The following is a 16,193-nucleotide window of genomic DNA, read 5'->3' as shown; positions in this document are numbered from 1 at the left end:
AGCGCGATTGCATCAATGACTTTCTGGCGGAGATCATAACTGTAAGGTTTAGCCATAGAGGAGAAAAGTTTAAGGGTCTTTCTCTATTCTATGTCCTAATCGCCCTGGCGATTGCTATACAACTCAACTTCACCTTCGATGATACAACTCCAGACAACGATTCAGCCATAGGGGCTGCAGATTATGAAGATCCCAATGCAACACTGACACTGACTGGACTCACTTCTGGTAGCACGTTAAGCTATTTTGGAGGTCTTGAGTTACAACTCGATGACGATGAGGAACTCGAAATTGAGGGTATTCCAGTTGATGCCACTGCATCTGTTACACCTATACTCGGTGGCGATATTGATTTTGATACTCAGGGAACACCATTCTTTAGTGATGTAGATGATTTGTCTAGTGTATTTGCCGACTTATTCGCTAGTCCTTTCCCTAATTTATCAACTTTTGACTCTGACACACGGTTTTGGAATGGAATTGAGAGTGTGGACGGAATGGTGATTGGTGCTGTTCCAAATCCTGCAACGTTCACAAATGTTACCCCGGCCGCTGCTGTACCTGAACCCTCAAGTATGCTCTCATTACTTCTGATTGGCGTTCCATTTGTTGTTAAAGGTGTACGTCATCGCAACAAATAAATCATAGCCTAAAGTAGGGTGGGCATTGCCCACCTTACAATATTTTGTAGTTATTATTAAGCCGGATAAATGCGTAATCTACGGTTAGGTTCCTCACCAAAACTATCAGATTGTAGACGATAATGTTCTACTAATTCGTGCTGCATTTTCCTTACTTTAGGCGATCGCGGTAATAATTCCACTGGCTGACCCTTGGGCAATACAATCTGTTCTACCGCCAATCTTGCCTCCTCTAACGCCTCCAACTCATCATCATTACTGCCACGGGTAAACAGCCGTAAATCTGCCGTTTCAGGGGTCTTAGCTTCATCCATACCCAGTAATCTCTGCAAGGTACGAGTAATTTGGGGAATAGTGTTAGATTTTACCCCATGAATCGGTACTTGACGCATTTTCGCCACTTGACGCAACTTAGACTGATTTTTCAGATGGGAGCGCAACGCCACCACCACATCAGCATTATCCAAATCTTTTGTCAAAACAATGGGCAAATTTAAAACCTCGATCACCTGTTCCAACTGCGATCGCCCGATACCATAAGGATAAACATAAACAGGAAAATCCTCACCATTAGGACCCGGAACCCTGATTTTATCCCCTTTAGGTTCAGGTTGAGTCCAAGAAGCATCTAAAAGGCGATCAAATTCCGAAGCTGAACTTAAATTGCTCGCTCTTTTAGCCGATAACGGAGTCACAGGGGACATTTTTCCCGAAGCGCGCCAACCCTTGGGTTGTTGTATCATTCCCCCTGAATTGCGGCCAAAACTGGCAGGGTTGGGAGTGATATCAGGTTCTTCCTGGGTAATTTGTACTTCCCCCTTTTCATCCACCGTCCTCACTTGGGGGTTGGGATGTCCATTGCGCAACAAAATATCGATAGTGTTGGCTACATCCTCATGAACCACCCATTTTTGCCTCTCTAACATTTCAATAGCAATTTCAAAGGTAGGAGGTGCTTTCCGTTCCAAAACCGTTTTCTGGGACCCTCTACGTCTGGCTTCATCATCCCCTAAAGTTACCGCTTGAATACCTCCAATGAGATCAGAAAGAGTGGGATTTTTTAACAGATTTTCGATTTGGTTGCCGTGAGCAGTCCCCACTAACTGAACACCTCGCTCAGCAATAGTCCGAGCCGCCAAAGCTTCCAATTCCGTGCCAATTTCATCGATAACGATCACTTCCGGCATATGGTTTTCCACCGCCTCGATCATGATCTTATGCTGTAATTCAGGGGTTGCCACCTGCATCCTTCTGGCCCGACCAATAGCAGGATGAGGAATATCTCCATCACCAGCAATTTCGTTAGAGGTATCGATGATAACCACTCGTTTATCAAAGTCATCGGCCAAAACCCTGGCAATCTCTCGTAAAGCTGTGGTTTTACCCACCCCGGGGCGACCTAATAAAAGCAAAGATTGTCCGGTTTCCACTAAGTCCCGAATCATGGAAATGGTGCCAAAAACAGCCCTTCCCACGCGACAGGTTAAACCGATAATGTCTCCAGCACGGTTACGAATAGCACTGATCCGGTGTAGGGTGCGTTCTATTCCGGCTCGGTTATCACCGCTAAAGATTCCTACTCGTTCAATACTGTATTCTAAATCAGCAGCAGACACAGGCACGTCTCCTAAGTAGATAGCTTCCCCAGGAAAACGAGCTTCTGGGAGTCGTCCTAAGTCCATCACGACTTCCACTAAGCGATCGCAGTCTGGATGCTCCTTGAGATGATGAGAAATGCTTGATGGTAAAATATCGAGCAGTTTACTCAGATCATCGGTGATCTGCATCCGTTGAGATAAAACTGTTTCGGGTATAGATGGCACTGTTATGGCTGATGGATTTAAAAGTTTATTTATTTTGGGATTTAACATGATTTAGTGAGCTTCGTCAAGGTCGTTACTGGGAGATGGGGAGACTGGGAGATGGGGAGACTGGGAGACTGGGAGACTGGGAGACTGGGAGAGCAGCATATTAATATTTTTTCTAGTCTTCCCACACTTCCCACACTTCCCACACTTCTCACACTCCCCACCTTCACCTCTCCTTCAACGGTGAAAGCAAAGAATAAGCTATATCAACAGCTTGCCAGAATTTTTCGGGAAAATCAGTTATTTCTGATGACATTACTTGTGTTTCCATGGTTTCTAAAAAAGGAGATATTAAAGTGCGAGCATAACTGCCATAAGCAATTCCTGCTATGGTCGGTTTGATGGATGATTGAGATCCTAATAAACCCAATTCTTTTAATTTGGGGACTGTATGATGGTTGGTTCCTCCTGCTAGTTGTACCCATCCTGGTAAACCAGATGCTAAAACTTTTTGTCCGAGTCGAATGGCTGCATGGATGGTTCCTTTGCCAATATCTCCACTCATGGGACGGCCATCGGTTTGCCAAATTAATTCGCAGGATAAGGGTGAAATAATTTCATACAGTGTTTGTAAATAGTTAATTAACCCTTCCCCGTCAGGACAACTAATAGCCACAAGTTTTAGATGTTTGATCCCAGGAGATAATTGTTGCCACAGTTCCTTAAATTGTTTTTCTCGTCCAACTTGAGTATGAATTTCGATCGCATCTACACTATTACTTTTGAGTAACTGTAAGATTATTTCTGGTGTAATGGTTTGCGATCGCGTTTCGATTAAATTGAGAGGACACACTGGCAAACAACGACCACATCCGTAACATCGCTGTTCTATAATTCCTGATGAGGCTATGGCCTGTGCTGGACAGATTAATTCACAAGGGCGTAAACAATCAGCAGGACATAATTTTTCATCAAAATAAGCTTTACGAAAGTGAGGATCTTCTCCATCGTTTAAACTGACCATTAACCAGGGTTTATTTATCTGGGGATACCCTTTTATTTTGGCACTTTCTGCCCATTCAATGGCTAAGTTTATACCTTCTTTGGCAGCTTTTATAACCGCAGGATCAGCAGCAACATCGATACAGTCAGTACCAACTAAACTATAAATAGTCGATAAACTCCGTATGGCCGGCAAGTCTTGGAAACTTGCACCACAAATTAGTTTGAACCATTTTCCTGTTTTTAGGGACTCTAAAGGAGATATTCGCTCGTTCACTCTTCTATGCTAATCATTTTTACTAGGGATTGTCAGATTCTTGAGTTGGTTTAAGAACCTCCAAAGTTTCAACCACTTTATATTACACTATAATACTGACATATTTCAAAAATAGAGAAAATAGATGATGACACAAGAATTATTATCATTCGAGAAGTGAATTAATTAAAATTAATCAAACCCTTATTAAAGTCATGCTAAAGTAAAGGAAATGAATGATACGGAGAGAAATTTATGGAACCTATTTCTCTAATTCTTTCTGCATTAGTTGCTGGTGCAGCTAAAACTGCTGATGGTGTTGCTCAAGATGTTTACAAGGGTTTGAAAGCTTTGATCAAGCAAAAGTTTGAAAATCAAGGTAAATCAGATTCAGTAATGATTCTCGATAAGTACGAAGAAAAACCAGAAAAAACAAAACCCCTTTTAGAAGATGAATTAACTGAAGTTGGGGCTGATAAAGATAAAGAAATTATTGAATTAGCTGAAAGATTACTTAGAAAAATCTTTGTATTCTGAAGCAATGAAACTGGTTATAGAAGAGCATTCAAACTTAGTAGAACATTCTCTCTTTAATGGTTTTGAAGAAATAGTAGAAGACTCGACCAAAGCAAACAAATCTATTGTTAATGATGCAACAGAATTTTTTGATAAATTAGAAAAAGGACGAACCCTATTGATTTTAGGAGAACCAGGTTCAGGTAAAACTATAACGCTTCTTAGATTAGCACAGCAATTAATTGAACGTACTGAAGAAAATATCAGTAAACCAATTCCAGTAGTGTTTAATTTATCTTCTTGGGTAAGATTAAACAAATTTATGCCCATAAAATACAATCATATAATTTATAAAAGACCATCATTATTTTCTTGTATTTGATATTAGTTTAATAGCTACGCTAACTATCCAAATTCATAGAAATCAATTAAAACCATAAATAAATTAATTATTAATTACTACTCGGCGACTAATGGCAAGTTTTTCAACTCTGCTGTCATTATCTACCATAAGTTTATTCACTTATAAAAAACTCTGACAAATTATCTAGACTCAACAAGAAGGACTAACTGTAGTATGATGGTTAGACTATATCATGACTTAATCTAGCTACCACCTCAAGGTTCAAAAAATATTTTAGCCTTGCTCTCCGTTTGTAACATTTTTAACTTGTTGATCCCTATAAAATAATCATAAATTTGAATGAATTATATCTTAGTATTTGGGTTACTCCTAGCAGGACTGGTATTGTTAGTCGTTGGGGCAGAAATTTTAGTTAGGGGAGCATCTCGTTTAGCTGCCAGTTTAGGTATTTCCCCTTTAGTCATTGGTTTAACCATTGTTTCCTATGGAACCAGTTCCCCTGAAATGGCAGTAGCCATTCAATCCAGTTTAGCCAATCAAGCAGAGTTAGCATTAGGTAATGTGATTGGCAGTAACATTTTTAATATCTTAGTTATTTTAGGCTTATCCTCCATAGCCATCCCCTTAATGGTAGCGCAACAGCTAATTCGTTTAGATGTGCCGATTATGATTGGCGTATCTTGCTTAACTCTTTTCTTTGGACTAGATCGTACCATTCATCGCTCAGATGGGATTATTCTTTTGCTTGGAGGTATTGTATACACAGTATTTTTGATTTATCAAGGGTCAAAACAACCTAGGGATCCCGACTCAGAATACGAAGCAGAGTATGGCAATAGAAGTCCCTTAACACTAGGACAATGGACTCAAAACATTGCCTTTATCTTATTAGGAGTTGGCTGTTTAGTGTTGGGATCTCAATGGTTAGTAGATAGTGCCACAGATATTGCTCGTCAAATAGGAGTCAGTGATTTAATTATTGGCTTAACCATTGTCGCCGCCGGAACCTCCCTACCAGAACTAGCTACATCCGTTGTCGCTGCCATCAAAGGAGAAAGAGATATTGCAGTGGGAAATGTAGTGGGAAGTAATATTTTTAACATTTTAACCGTGTTGGCAGTTTGTGCTATTGTCTCTCCTGTTGGGGTTCCAGTATCTGATGCAGCCCTTTCTTTTGATTTACCAGTGATGATAGCCATTGCCATTGCTTGTTTACCCATTTTCTTTACAGGCAATGTAATCGCTCGTTGGGAAGGCTGCTTATTTTTGAGTTATTATATTGCCTACACCACCTATCTCATTTTGTATGCAACTGATCACGATGGACTCCCCCTCTTTAGTTTCGTCATGCTATCTTTTGTTATTCCCATTACTGCTATAACTTTAGTTATTTTGTCCTTAAATAGCTTACGAGAAAAAAGACGAAGTAAACGAGTGAGCAATCATTCCTTAGACGATAAAGATGAGGTAAATTAGACAAAAGAGAAATTAGTGGGAAAAAAAGATAAAATCACTATGGTGAACAGGAATATAGGAATATGGAAAACATGAACATTGTCTTGAAAATTGGTGAACAAGCTATATCATCCGCCGAACTTTATCCCCTACTAGGCCAATATCGCTTACTACCACAACTAGCTAAAGAAATTATCATCGATCAAGCGATCGCTTCTATTACCTGTAGCCAGGAAGAAAGTACCCTAGCCAAACAAAAGTTCTATCAAAAACAACAAATAGCTGATGAAACTCAGCTAAAAGTCTGGTTAGATCATCATGGTATGACTCCAGAACAATTTGAAGAATTAACGGTTAGAGACTTAAAAATAGAAAAATTTAAGCAACTTACCTGGGCAGATAAATTAGACCCCTATTTTGTCAAATGTAAAGGACAATTAGATCAAGTAGTTTATTCCTTAATTCGCAGCAAAGATGCAGGGGTAGCCCAAGAACTCTACTTTCGTATTCAAGAAGGAGAAAATACCTTCAGCGAATTAGCCAGACAATATTCTCAAGGTTCAGAAGCCCAAACAGGTGGCTTACTAGGTCCTGTGGAACTCAAGATCCCTCACCCAAAAATAGCACAAATTTTAGCAGCCAGTCGCCCTGGACAACTTTCCCCACCAACTCAAGTGGGAGATTGGTGGGTTATTTTGCGTCTAGAAAAATATATGTCAGCACAATTGGATGACAATACCAGACAACGACTGCTAAACGAACTTTTTCAAAGTTGGTTAATGGCACAGCTTAAAGAAAATGTTACCTTTTCCCCCTCTGAACCCTCTCCAGAGGAAGGAAAATTCTCCATTGAATGAGGCCAAATTCTGTTAAAATAATGATTGCAAGTTACATTACCCAGTAAGTCTTTATGCCTCCTCGTTGGCCCCGCAAACCCGACCGCGCCGACCCGGCCTATCGTCGTCTCGACGATCGCATGACCTTTGCCGTTCACGTGGCCGCTTTCCTTGCCTGTAACTCTGGTGTTTGGTTTGTTCACAATCTGAAACAAGCGGAGTGGCAGTGGATAGTCTGGTTTTCAGGAATCTGGGCAATGGTACTATTAGGACATTTAATTTACATCGCTGCGATCGCTGACTACAGCGAAAAATATAATGGTTAATGAGCAGACAACCCAAACCGTTGAATCCCTGGCTGCTGAAATTGGGGAAAATATTTATATTGATGTAGCCAAATGGCATCTTTACCTAGCTGATGCCCATCTACACACCGTTTTAGCTGAAAAAGTCTATCCCATGATAGAAAACGAAGAAGTAAGCGAAGACGCTGTTATTGAGATTCTCCGTCAAATCTCTGTCTCCTTGGGAGGAGGTCGCAAAGAAGTTCCTCTCTTGGAATTGTTGCCCATGCAATGTCAAATGAATTTAGTGGATTTACTGGAAGAATTCCTGAAAAAATGAGCTTTTTTTAGAAGACAAAAAGCTGTACTATATAAACATAATAGGAAATGATTCTCTTAGGGAAAAAATAGGCCGGGAAATAAAAATATGATTCAATTGGCCAGTAGGGTAACACAAATCACTCCCTCTCTTACTCTAGCCATTACTGCCAGAGCCAAAGAGATGAAGGCTGAAGGGATGGATGTTTGTGGATTCGCTTCGGGGGAACCAGACTTTGATACCCCTCAACACATAAAAGATGCTGCCGAATCGGCTTTAGATCAAGGGAAGACGAAATACGGAGCAGTGGCAGGAGAGTCGGGACTGAGGGAAGCTATCGCACGAAAATTAAATAATGATAATCAGTTAAACTATAGTGCCGATAATGTTATTGTCACCAACGGGGGCAAACATTCCCTATCCAACTTAATGTTGGCTTTAATTGAGTCAGGAGATGAAGTCATCATTCCTGCTCCTTATTGGCTTAGTTATCCAGAAATGGTTAAACTTGCCGGAGGAACCCCTATTATTGTCAAAACTACCGCAGAAACTGACTATAAAATAACTCCCGAACAACTACGTCAAGCCATTACACCCAAGACAAAATTGTTCGTACTTAATTCCCCTTCAAATCCTACTGGAACTGTTTATAATCGAGCAGAAATTGAAGCCTTAGCTGAGGTTATTATCGAGCATGATTTGTGGGTGGTTTCCGATGAAATTTATGAGAAAATTCTCTACGATGGGGTAGAACATATTAGTATTGGCTCTCTAGGAGAGGAAATATTTAAGCGCACCATCATCAGTAGTGGATTTGCTAAAAGTTACTCCATGACAGGGTGGCGTATTGGTTATTTAGCAGGCCCTGAGCCACTTATTAAAGCTGTTAGCACCATCCAAAGTCATAGCACCTCTAATGTTTGTACCTTTGCTCAATATGGAGCCATTGCTGCTTTGGAAAGCCCGGAATCCCTTCCTTATTTGCAAAAAATGCGCGATGCTTTTAGCAAACGTCGTCAGGTCATTTTGGAGAGAATTAGAGCCATTCCTCAACTGAGTTGTCCAACACCAATGGGAGCATTTTACGTCTTTATTGATATTAGCAAAACTGGACTTAACTCCCGAGAATTTTGTGACCAGTTGTTAGATAAAGAACAAGTGGCAGCTATTCCAGGTGCAGCGTTTGATGATGACCATTGTATTCGTCTTTCTTATGCTACAGATTTAGACTCCATTGAAAAAGGGATGGATAGAATCAAAAAATTTATTGATCAGTTATAAGCTTATCAGTTAGATTTGTTCTGAATTAAAGCCCGATATAAAGCGTAAAGAACAAACCCTAAAATCCCCACGACAATCAAGGAGGTGACTAATTTTAACACGCCGTTGAGGATAGATAACCCCACGATCACCGCAACCACGGCAACACCGACTTTAGCTGGGGTTTCTAGTCCTTGAAACCAAGTAGCAACCCGTGATACAGTCTTGTTGCTTTTGACTTCTTGAGGGTTAAAAGGGCGTACGGGACTGGTTTGATTGTTTATTTCTGCTTCGAGATCCTTAAATTTTTGTTCTAATTTTTCTTCCCAGTTGGGGCTATTGCGATCGCTCATAGAGTCAATATCCTAATTGAGTTGCCATCTCTTCATGTTTATTTTAATACAATTTCAGGTTTTGTGGCCAAGATAATTAATGACATCAGTTTGCTATGACAATGACATACAAAAGACACAAGGGAATCTTAATCTAGAAAGTGGTCATTCAATTACTCACATCATTATGAAACTCACAACAATTATCATTGATACTGTAGTCATCGCTTGTTTCTTGACCGGCATAAGTGTTACTTTCGATAAAATAGAAAGTGCTTCTCTATCCAATCCTTTTACTGTTAAAACTGCACAACTTAATCAAACTAATTAGTTAGACTTAACCTTTTTGGATCATTCTTTTGGGGGAAGACTCAAAATCAGATTTCCGATAAGTTAAAAATTATTCTGAATCACTGAGCAAAGGAGATTGACGGATGAAACAAACAACAGAAATCAAAAACTTTCAGCTATTTATTACTACCTTTGTATACATATTTTCGTTGTTTCAATCTTTTATTCCTCAAAAAGAGCTAAGTTAATAAGAATTTAATCTAGATTAGTCCTCATCTGATAACTGTAAATATTTATCTAGTTGTTGTGCTAATCTTTCAACAGACAGACGAGGAGAAAATCGAGGTATTGTTTTTTCTCCTTGGGGTAACTGTAACCTCAAAACAGGAATTTCGTATTGATAAGCAGTAAACCATTCTTCACGGGTGGTAATGTCTCGTATTTCTAGGTTAAATTGTGGGGTTTTTATTTGTTTTAGTTTCCCCTCAAGTCCTTCGCATAAATGACACCCTGGTTTGCTGTATAAAATGAGTCGCATAGATTAATTTCGAGGACTATTTTCAAAACTATTATAAATCTTCTGATGGTATTTAGACAATAGAGGTTGAAGATTGTCAAGGTTCGAGATTAGGAGTATCATAATATCTAAAGTAGATTATTATCTCAACAAGGGTTAATTATCCCTTATCTATTGTCCATTATTGAAACAAATATGGCATGGCTTTAAAATTCTTCCAAAAACCTGAACCCGATAATGATGATCGTGTTCCTCCAGGACAATATTTAGCAAAAGGTTTTCCTGTCTTAACCTATGGTGATACTCCGCAAATAAGTACAGAACACTGGCAATTAAAAGTCTGGGGTTTAGTGACACCAAAAACGTTTTCTTGGTCAGATTTTATGAGTTTACCCCATCACGAATTTACCAAAGATTTTCACTGTGTTACTCGTTGGTCAAAATTAGATGTTAAGTGGACAGGAATCAAAATTACAGACTTTATAGAGTTATTAGATATTGATCCCAAAGCAACCTATATCATGCAGCATTGTTATGGAGGTTATACTACTAATCTTCCTTTAAAGGATTTTGTTTTAGAAGATAACTTTTTTGCTTTTAAACTATTAGGAGAAAACTTACCTTCTGATCATGGTGGTCCCATGCGGACAGTTATTCCTCATTTATATGCTTGGAAAAGTGCAAAATGGATTAATGGGTTAGAATTTTTACCAGAAGATCAGTTCGGTTTCTGGGAAAAAAATGGTTATCATCGACGGGGTGATCCTTGGAAAGAAGAACGGTATGGGGGATAATTTATCAGTTATCAGTTAGCAGTAATAAGTTATAGGTTGATTGGTATTCATCCCCACCTAAAATATGGATATTTTTTGAGAATTTATAGGTGGGGACTTCTGCCAATAATTTTGTTAAATTTTTGCTCACTGATCACTGTTTACTGTTCACTGTTATTGTTATGGTTGAAAAAGAAAATCTACCCTATTCTATTAGCATTGTTCTGTTTACTAGATACCCAGATCCAGGAAAAGTTAAAACTCGTTTAGCTTGGGATATTGGCGATCGCACAGCGGCCAATATCCATCGTGTTTTTATGAGTAAAATGTTGATGATTTTACTACGTGAAATTAATGGGGTTAATATTATTGTAAATTACACAGGTATAGATTCTACAACCAAGATGATAGAGGAGTTTCCTCCTGCTTTAGCATCGGATATAAATCAAGGAATAAAGTCTGGTTTTCTTTATTTTATTAAACAACCTTCAACTTCTTTTGGAGAAAGGATAAATGCGATCGCTAAAGAATTAGAAAAAGTAATAATAATTGGGGCTGATATTCCAGGAATAACTGCTGCCATTTTATCGAAAGCTATTGAATGTGTCAAGGAAAAAGAAGCAGCGATCGCGTTAACTGAAGATAATGGTTATTATCTGATTGCTTTACCCTATTATAGTGATGTTTTTACCACCATTAATTATAGTTTAGGAAATGTTGGTCAACAAACTTATTCTTTGATGCAAAAAAACTATAATTCTGCTTCTATACTTAATGAGACTTTAGTAGATGTTGACGAAATTAGTGACTTAAAATCTATTAGTTTAATGGACTTGATTGAAAAAAATCAAGTTGATATTTCGGTTATTATTCCTACTCTCAATGAAGTTAATTCTGTATATGATACTTTAACTAACATAGTTAAACAAGCTGACAAATCAAATAATATAGAAATTTTGGTAATTGATGGAGGAAGCCAAGATAATACTTTACAATGGGTTGAAGAGTTTAAAAAAGACTATCCTAGTATCCTCATACAAATATTAAATGTATCATCTTTAGGGCGTGCTTTTCAAATGAATGTAGGATTAAGACATTCATCAGGAAAATATCTCGTTTTTTGTCATGCAGATACCTTATTACCGTCAGAGTGGGATCAAAAAGTAATCAATGTATTAAGCAATAAACAGGTAAAACTTGCTTATTTTGGTTTGGAATTTCAGTCCGATCATTTAGGTTTAAAATTAGTTGCTTGGACTGTTAATTATATCAGGCGATCGCCTTATGGGGATCAGGTTTTATGTGTGAGACGAGATGATTTTAAAGAAATAGGGGGATTTGACTATCTTTCTTTGTTGGAAGATGTTACTTTATTTGATACTAGAATTAGTTATCAACGGTGTTATAAAATACCTGATACTATAATCACAAATCCACGTAAATATGGTAATAAAAAAAGTGAATATAGTTATTTATCTATATTTAAAAATGTAGTTAAAAATTGGGCTATAATGGTAGGTAGAAAACTATTAAAATTACCAGCTTGTCAATTAAGAAAAATTCATTATGGTTCATCAAATGAGTATGAACTATTAGAGGTTCCCTTTCAAAATAAACTGTATACATTTAAGTATTATTTTACTGAAAATTTATTCCATAGATTATTAATTTGGAAAAACATATATTATCAAAAATTCATGGATGAATTAATACCTATAATTCTGAAATATTGTCAAGGTGATGATCTTTTTATTGATCTTGGGGCTAAGGTAGGACTGGTTAGCTGTTTATTGAGTATAGTCTTAGCAAAAAACCGTATAAAAACTGATATTATTGCTTTTGAATCTATCCCTTATTTATGTGAATTATTCAAAGAAAATTATTCTCTTTATATTGGGGAAATGAGAAATAAAATTACAATTGAAAACATAGAATTAGCAAAAAAAACAAGTAATTATTACTCAGAATTATATGGGCAATCATGCAATTTGATTGATAATATAGAAAATAATAACATTACTGAAGTAAAGTATATGTCATTGGATGACTATAAGTTTCCTAATGATAAAAAGATTAGTGTGATTAAAATAAATTTAGAGAAGAATCAATTAGAGATATTAAAAGGAATGATTAACACGATTAAACAGTATCAACCTGTTTTAATCTTTCATAATTTAGACCCATCCATTAACAGTTTTTTAAACAAAAAAAATGATATCAAAAATATTATTAAATTTCTCAATGATTTAAACTATCAAGTAGACAGATTTAGTCGTTGTAATTATATAGCAGTTAGTAATGATATGTGAACTAGTAATAGTAATTTAGATGCTTAACAGCTTAGTATCAAGTCTCTATAAATATACCTTTGTGGAGACTTAATACTGACATTATCTTATCTTTCTGTAGGAACGACTATGTTATTATCCCTGATAAAATCCTCAATAGCTTGATTTAACTCATCAGAAGACTTTTCCGTAATCAAATGAGTTTTAAAGTTTTGATCTTGACTTAAATATTGTGCATAACTTGAGGTTAAAAATGATTTATATTGTGGATTATTTCTAATATAAACCTCAAAAAAGGATAACATCATAGAATTGGTATAGCCATCTAATAACTGAGGACTAGGAAGGGTTAAATCAATGGTTGTTTCTAACATATCACTAATTCCTGCATCCAGTTGAGAAAAGTCAACATGAGCTTGTCCTTCTTGTAATTGAAGATATTTTTGAGGAACTTTTAAACGAGGATAAGAGGTAACTTGTTCAAAAATAAAAGGGGTTGCCGGATCATAACTTCCAGCACCAATAAAGGCTGGAATATCAATTTGTGCCAGAGATTTAGTGCTAAAAATTCCTGAGTTAACAGGATTAACAACAAACACAGCTTTAACCCTTTCATCTTTAAAATTATATTCTTTTTGTTCTAATTTTAAAGCACGACATTGCAGTAATAATGCTGTATTCAAATCACCAATATCTAGGTTACAATCTTGTTCAAGTGCTTTAAAGTCGGGGGTTGCACCAGCAATAGCAAACATGGTATAACCCCCAAAGGAATGACCAGCAACTCCAACATTATTTAAGTCAAGTTTTCCTGAAAATAAGCTATTATTTCGTCTTTCTAATTCATCGATAGTATAACTAATATCTAAGGGGCGATCGATAAATTCATCTCGAATAAAAATTTGTCGAGAATATCCTTCTAAAAAGTCTTCTGTTTGTTTTACATCGCTACCTGGATGTTGAGGTAAAGCGACAACATAACCATAAGAAGCTAAATGTCTAGCCCATTTTTTAAAGTCTTCAGGACGAGAACTCAAACCGTGAGAAATAATAATAACAGGAACAGGTTGATCTCCTAAAGTTTGCGGTTGATAAACATCAACATAAAAATCACGTTCCCGTTCTTCATCAGTTAGATTCCAAGTTTGTTTTTTAACTTTCAAATTCCCTCTTTTTCGTGGATCAGTTAATTGAGAAAAGTCTATATTTTTTGTTTTTTCTGTTTCTTTAGCTGCCAATTCTGTTACTTTGTCTATAAATAAATAAGTCCCATCAACAACAAGTTCTACTTGTCTTGCTAAACGAATCGCTTTTTTCAGATCAATTTGTACATTAGTAGATAGTTTATTTAAGAAGTTAATTAGGGTTAATCCTTCATCATCAAGTGCAGCTTGAACTAATGCACCTCGAATGAGAAATTTACCATTTCTTCCTCCTTGAATATTAATAACCTTACCAAAATAGTTTAAAATACGTTCTCCCTCATCAGTATTAAGAAGACGAGAAAATCTCACTGGATCTTCAATTGGTGCCGGAGTTGATAACGCTTCACGAAAAGCATTTCTATCTTCTTCACTTGCCCCTGCTAAACCAAAATATCGATCTAGTTGTTGACTTAATTCTCCAGTTTCAGCATAGGTTTCTAAGTCACTTACTGGAATAGATACACCGATGGAATCAAAAACAAAATAGACTTTCTGTGCCGCATAAGTTGGTAAACTTAAGGTTAGAGATGTAATAGTTCCCAAGACAGCAGAAGCAAGGGGACGAAACAGAGAATTTAAAGAAAAAGATGTCATAAATATTCTTCTAAACAGCAACAATAATAAATTCAGTCAGACATATTTGAAAAAAGTCTATCTCATGAGTCCGAGAAACTCCATAAGACCTTCTTAATTTTACTATAAAGGGTTATCCTATCTTTTTATCTCTCACCCTCGACTCTCCTGGGGGAACTCCTTTGGTTGATACCGTTGTTTTTGACTGGGAGACTGACCTCACCAGTGGAACAGTGATTCGGTCAGGTTCCTTGGTATATTCAGATTCATCGCAATCAAGACTTAAAAATGGGAACATTAAAGTCAATCATGAAAATTGCTCAATTAACAGAAAATGATTTATAAATTCCTGAAACTAATCCATAGAATCTGTCATCATTCTTAGTCTAACGGTTTTTTCGCCTGCTTCATCCAGTTGCACTTCAATCACTTCTCCACTTAAAGATTCTAAAGAAGTTAACATCGATCGCAAATGAGGATTACTTGCTCCAGTATCCACATACAATCTATCTGATAAACTGCCCAACCGTTTCCAAGTTGTGTATAATTTTCCCACTATTTGTTCTATTTGAGACGCTTGTTTTACTAAGTCAGCCGCCGTATTTAAACATTCTAATCTTACCGCTTCATCTAAAGCCATTTCTAAGTCCAAAGGAGTCTTTTTTAAGGTTTGAACTTGTGCTGCTGCATCGAGATATTTGGCTAAATTTTTAGCATCGGTAGTTAATAGTTTTACCGTGTCTACATCGGGGTTTTCGGCCACTTCTTTTTGGATGGTTTCTAAGTGTAAATCTGGCAATTTTTCCATTTCGCGAACCAAAGGAGCTAAATGACGGGGTGGTAATGTCCCCTCTTCTGCCTTTTCCTTAACCTCTGAGGGCAATAAATCAGAACTCATTGCTGTCCATTCATCTGATAGCTGTTTAACCTCTCTGCGGGTTATTCTATCCCCTTTCTGTGCTGCTTCGCTAACCAATTTTTGTACTTCGGGATCAGATTTTGCTGTTTCTACAAAAGCCCGTTTACTAAAATTATTAATAGTATCCGGATCTAATACTCCCTCTGCCAGTAATGTATCAGCACTATTGGCTAACTGAATCAAAGCATAAGCCTGACTTTTAGTAATTTCTCGTTTTTTCAACCAATTTAAGAACCCAGTTCCCCGTCCTTCTCCGCCCTTTTTTTCGCGATCGCGAATCGCTCGTAAGATTCTACCGCGCCAAATATCCGTTTGTAGATCAAAGCGATCGCAGATTTTCCAAACCGTATCTAATTTTTCCTGAAAGTCAAACTCTTCGATCTCTTCATCTTCGGGATCAGGTAGTTCAAAATTAAAATCAACAGGAGTTTCCAAGGCGTTACGAATATCATCGGGAGATGGAGGGACGGCAACCATAAACGTTATTAACTGACCTAACAGGGCGGCTCAACTATTCTACTCTAGCATACTCAGAAACTATGTGTTAAAATGTG

General features: G+C 37.2%; 17 protein-coding genes. 11 read left to right on the top strand and 6 right to left on the bottom strand.

Annotated features, from left to right (window positions below; all coding sequences use genetic code 11):
- The coding region (locus QNJ66_RS16425; protein ID WP_300508789.1) for a hypothetical protein at window positions 1-641 on the top strand (641 nt) is incomplete at its 5' end.
- A gap of 56 nt (window positions 642-697) precedes the next feature.
- On the opposite strand, the gene QNJ66_RS16420 is transcribed toward QNJ66_RS16425, so the two are convergent.
- Both QNJ66_RS16420 and ldpA read right to left on the bottom strand, forming a co-directional pair.
- On the bottom strand, window positions 698-2,512 hold the full coding sequence (locus QNJ66_RS16420; protein WP_300508787.1) for a R3H domain-containing nucleic acid-binding protein: 1,815 nt from the start codon (window positions 2,510-2,512) through the stop codon (window positions 698-700).
- Between the two features lie 163 nt (window positions 2,513-2,675).
- Window positions 2,676-3,728 (bottom strand): circadian clock protein LdpA, encoded by a 1,053-nt coding sequence (ldpA, locus tag QNJ66_RS16415; RefSeq protein WP_300508785.1) that lies wholly within the window; start codon window positions 3,726-3,728, stop codon window positions 2,676-2,678.
- A gap of 234 nt (window positions 3,729-3,962) precedes the next feature.
- Between ldpA and QNJ66_RS16410 the strand changes: the two genes are divergently transcribed.
- The 7 genes from QNJ66_RS16410 to QNJ66_RS16380 all read left to right on the top strand — a co-directional run bounded on the left by QNJ66_RS16410 (window position 3,963) and on the right by QNJ66_RS16380 (window position 8,762).
- Window positions 3,963-4,244 carry a hypothetical protein gene (locus QNJ66_RS16410; protein WP_300508783.1) on the top strand — a complete coding sequence of 94 codons (282 nt, stop codon included), beginning with the start codon at window positions 3,963-3,965 and terminating at the stop codon, window positions 4,242-4,244.
- Entirely contained in the window at window positions 4,234-4,605 is a 372-nt protein-coding gene (locus QNJ66_RS16405) for a hypothetical protein (RefSeq protein ID WP_300508781.1), read from the top strand. Before QNJ66_RS16410 ends, QNJ66_RS16405 begins: the two co-directional genes overlap by 11 nt.
- A gap of 321 nt (window positions 4,606-4,926) precedes the next feature.
- Complete coding sequence (locus QNJ66_RS16400; RefSeq protein ID WP_300508779.1) at window positions 4,927-6,063, top strand: calcium/sodium antiporter; 1,137 nt, start codon at window positions 4,927-4,929, stop codon at window positions 6,061-6,063.
- Window positions 6,064-6,134: 71 nt separating this feature from the next.
- Window positions 6,135-6,899: a peptidylprolyl isomerase gene (locus tag QNJ66_RS16395; protein ID WP_300508778.1), complete on the top strand. Its 765-nt coding sequence runs from the start codon at window positions 6,135-6,137 to the stop codon at window positions 6,897-6,899.
- A 53-nt stretch (window positions 6,900-6,952) separates the two neighbouring features.
- Window positions 6,953-7,204, top strand: coding sequence for a 2TM domain-containing protein (locus tag QNJ66_RS16390; RefSeq protein WP_300508776.1), 252 nt, complete (start codon window positions 6,953-6,955; stop codon window positions 7,202-7,204).
- A complete protein-coding gene (locus QNJ66_RS16385; RefSeq protein ID WP_300508774.1) occupies window positions 7,197-7,502 on the top strand; it encodes a DUF3181 family protein in 306 nt (101 codons plus the stop codon). Before QNJ66_RS16390 ends, QNJ66_RS16385 begins: the two co-directional genes overlap by 8 nt.
- Window positions 7,503-7,589: 87 nt before the next feature.
- On the top strand, window positions 7,590-8,762 hold the full coding sequence (locus QNJ66_RS16380) for a pyridoxal phosphate-dependent aminotransferase (protein WP_300508773.1): 1,173 nt from the start codon (window positions 7,590-7,592) through the stop codon (window positions 8,760-8,762).
- 5 nt (window positions 8,763-8,767) lie between these two features.
- Here the strand turns inward: QNJ66_RS16380 and QNJ66_RS16375 are convergent, their stop codons facing one another.
- Window positions 8,768-9,094 (bottom strand): hypothetical protein, encoded by a 327-nt coding sequence (locus tag QNJ66_RS16375; protein ID WP_300508771.1) that lies wholly within the window; start codon window positions 9,092-9,094, stop codon window positions 8,768-8,770.
- 79 nt (window positions 9,095-9,173) lie between these two features.
- Here QNJ66_RS16375 and QNJ66_RS16370 point away from each other — a divergent pair, with 79 nt between their 5' ends.
- The gene (locus QNJ66_RS16370; protein WP_300508769.1) at window positions 9,174-9,404 is read left to right on the top strand and encodes a hypothetical protein; all 231 of its coding nucleotides are present in this window, start codon (window positions 9,174-9,176) and stop codon (window positions 9,402-9,404) included.
- 225 nt (window positions 9,405-9,629) lie between these two features.
- Here the strand turns inward: QNJ66_RS16370 and QNJ66_RS16365 are convergent, their stop codons facing one another.
- Window positions 9,630-9,902, bottom strand: a complete 273-nt coding sequence (locus tag QNJ66_RS16365; RefSeq protein ID WP_300508767.1) for a glutaredoxin family protein — start codon at window positions 9,900-9,902, stop codon at window positions 9,630-9,632.
- A 179-nt stretch (window positions 9,903-10,081) separates the two neighbouring features.
- Here QNJ66_RS16365 and QNJ66_RS16360 point away from each other — a divergent pair, with 179 nt between their 5' ends.
- Together QNJ66_RS16360 and QNJ66_RS16355 are read left to right on the top strand one after the other, a co-directional pair.
- Window positions 10,082-10,675, top strand: a complete 594-nt coding sequence (locus QNJ66_RS16360; protein ID WP_300508765.1) for a sulfite oxidase-like oxidoreductase — start codon at window positions 10,082-10,084, stop codon at window positions 10,673-10,675.
- 161 nt (window positions 10,676-10,836) lie between these two features.
- On the top strand, window positions 10,837-12,963 hold the full coding sequence (locus QNJ66_RS16355; protein WP_300508763.1) for a DUF2064 domain-containing protein: 2,127 nt from the start codon (window positions 10,837-10,839) through the stop codon (window positions 12,961-12,963).
- An 86-nt stretch (window positions 12,964-13,049) separates the two neighbouring features.
- Here QNJ66_RS16355 and QNJ66_RS16350 read toward each other — a convergent pair whose 3' ends face one another.
- Window positions 13,050-14,741: an alpha/beta hydrolase gene (locus QNJ66_RS16350; RefSeq protein ID WP_300508761.1), complete on the bottom strand. Its 1,692-nt coding sequence runs from the start codon at window positions 14,739-14,741 to the stop codon at window positions 13,050-13,052.
- A gap of 334 nt (window positions 14,742-15,075) precedes the next feature.
- A complete protein-coding gene (locus tag QNJ66_RS16345; RefSeq protein WP_300508759.1) occupies window positions 15,076-16,116 on the bottom strand; it encodes a hypothetical protein in 1,041 nt (346 codons plus the stop codon).
- Between the last annotated feature and the right edge of the window lie 77 nt (window positions 16,117-16,193).

The organism is Crocosphaera sp., assembly GCF_030064895.1.
Classification (GTDB): domain Bacteria; phylum Cyanobacteriota; class Cyanobacteriia; order Cyanobacteriales; family Microcystaceae; genus Crocosphaera.
The sequence above is the reverse complement of the archived record's forward strand: the minus strand, read 5'-3'. Positions and strand labels throughout refer to the sequence as shown.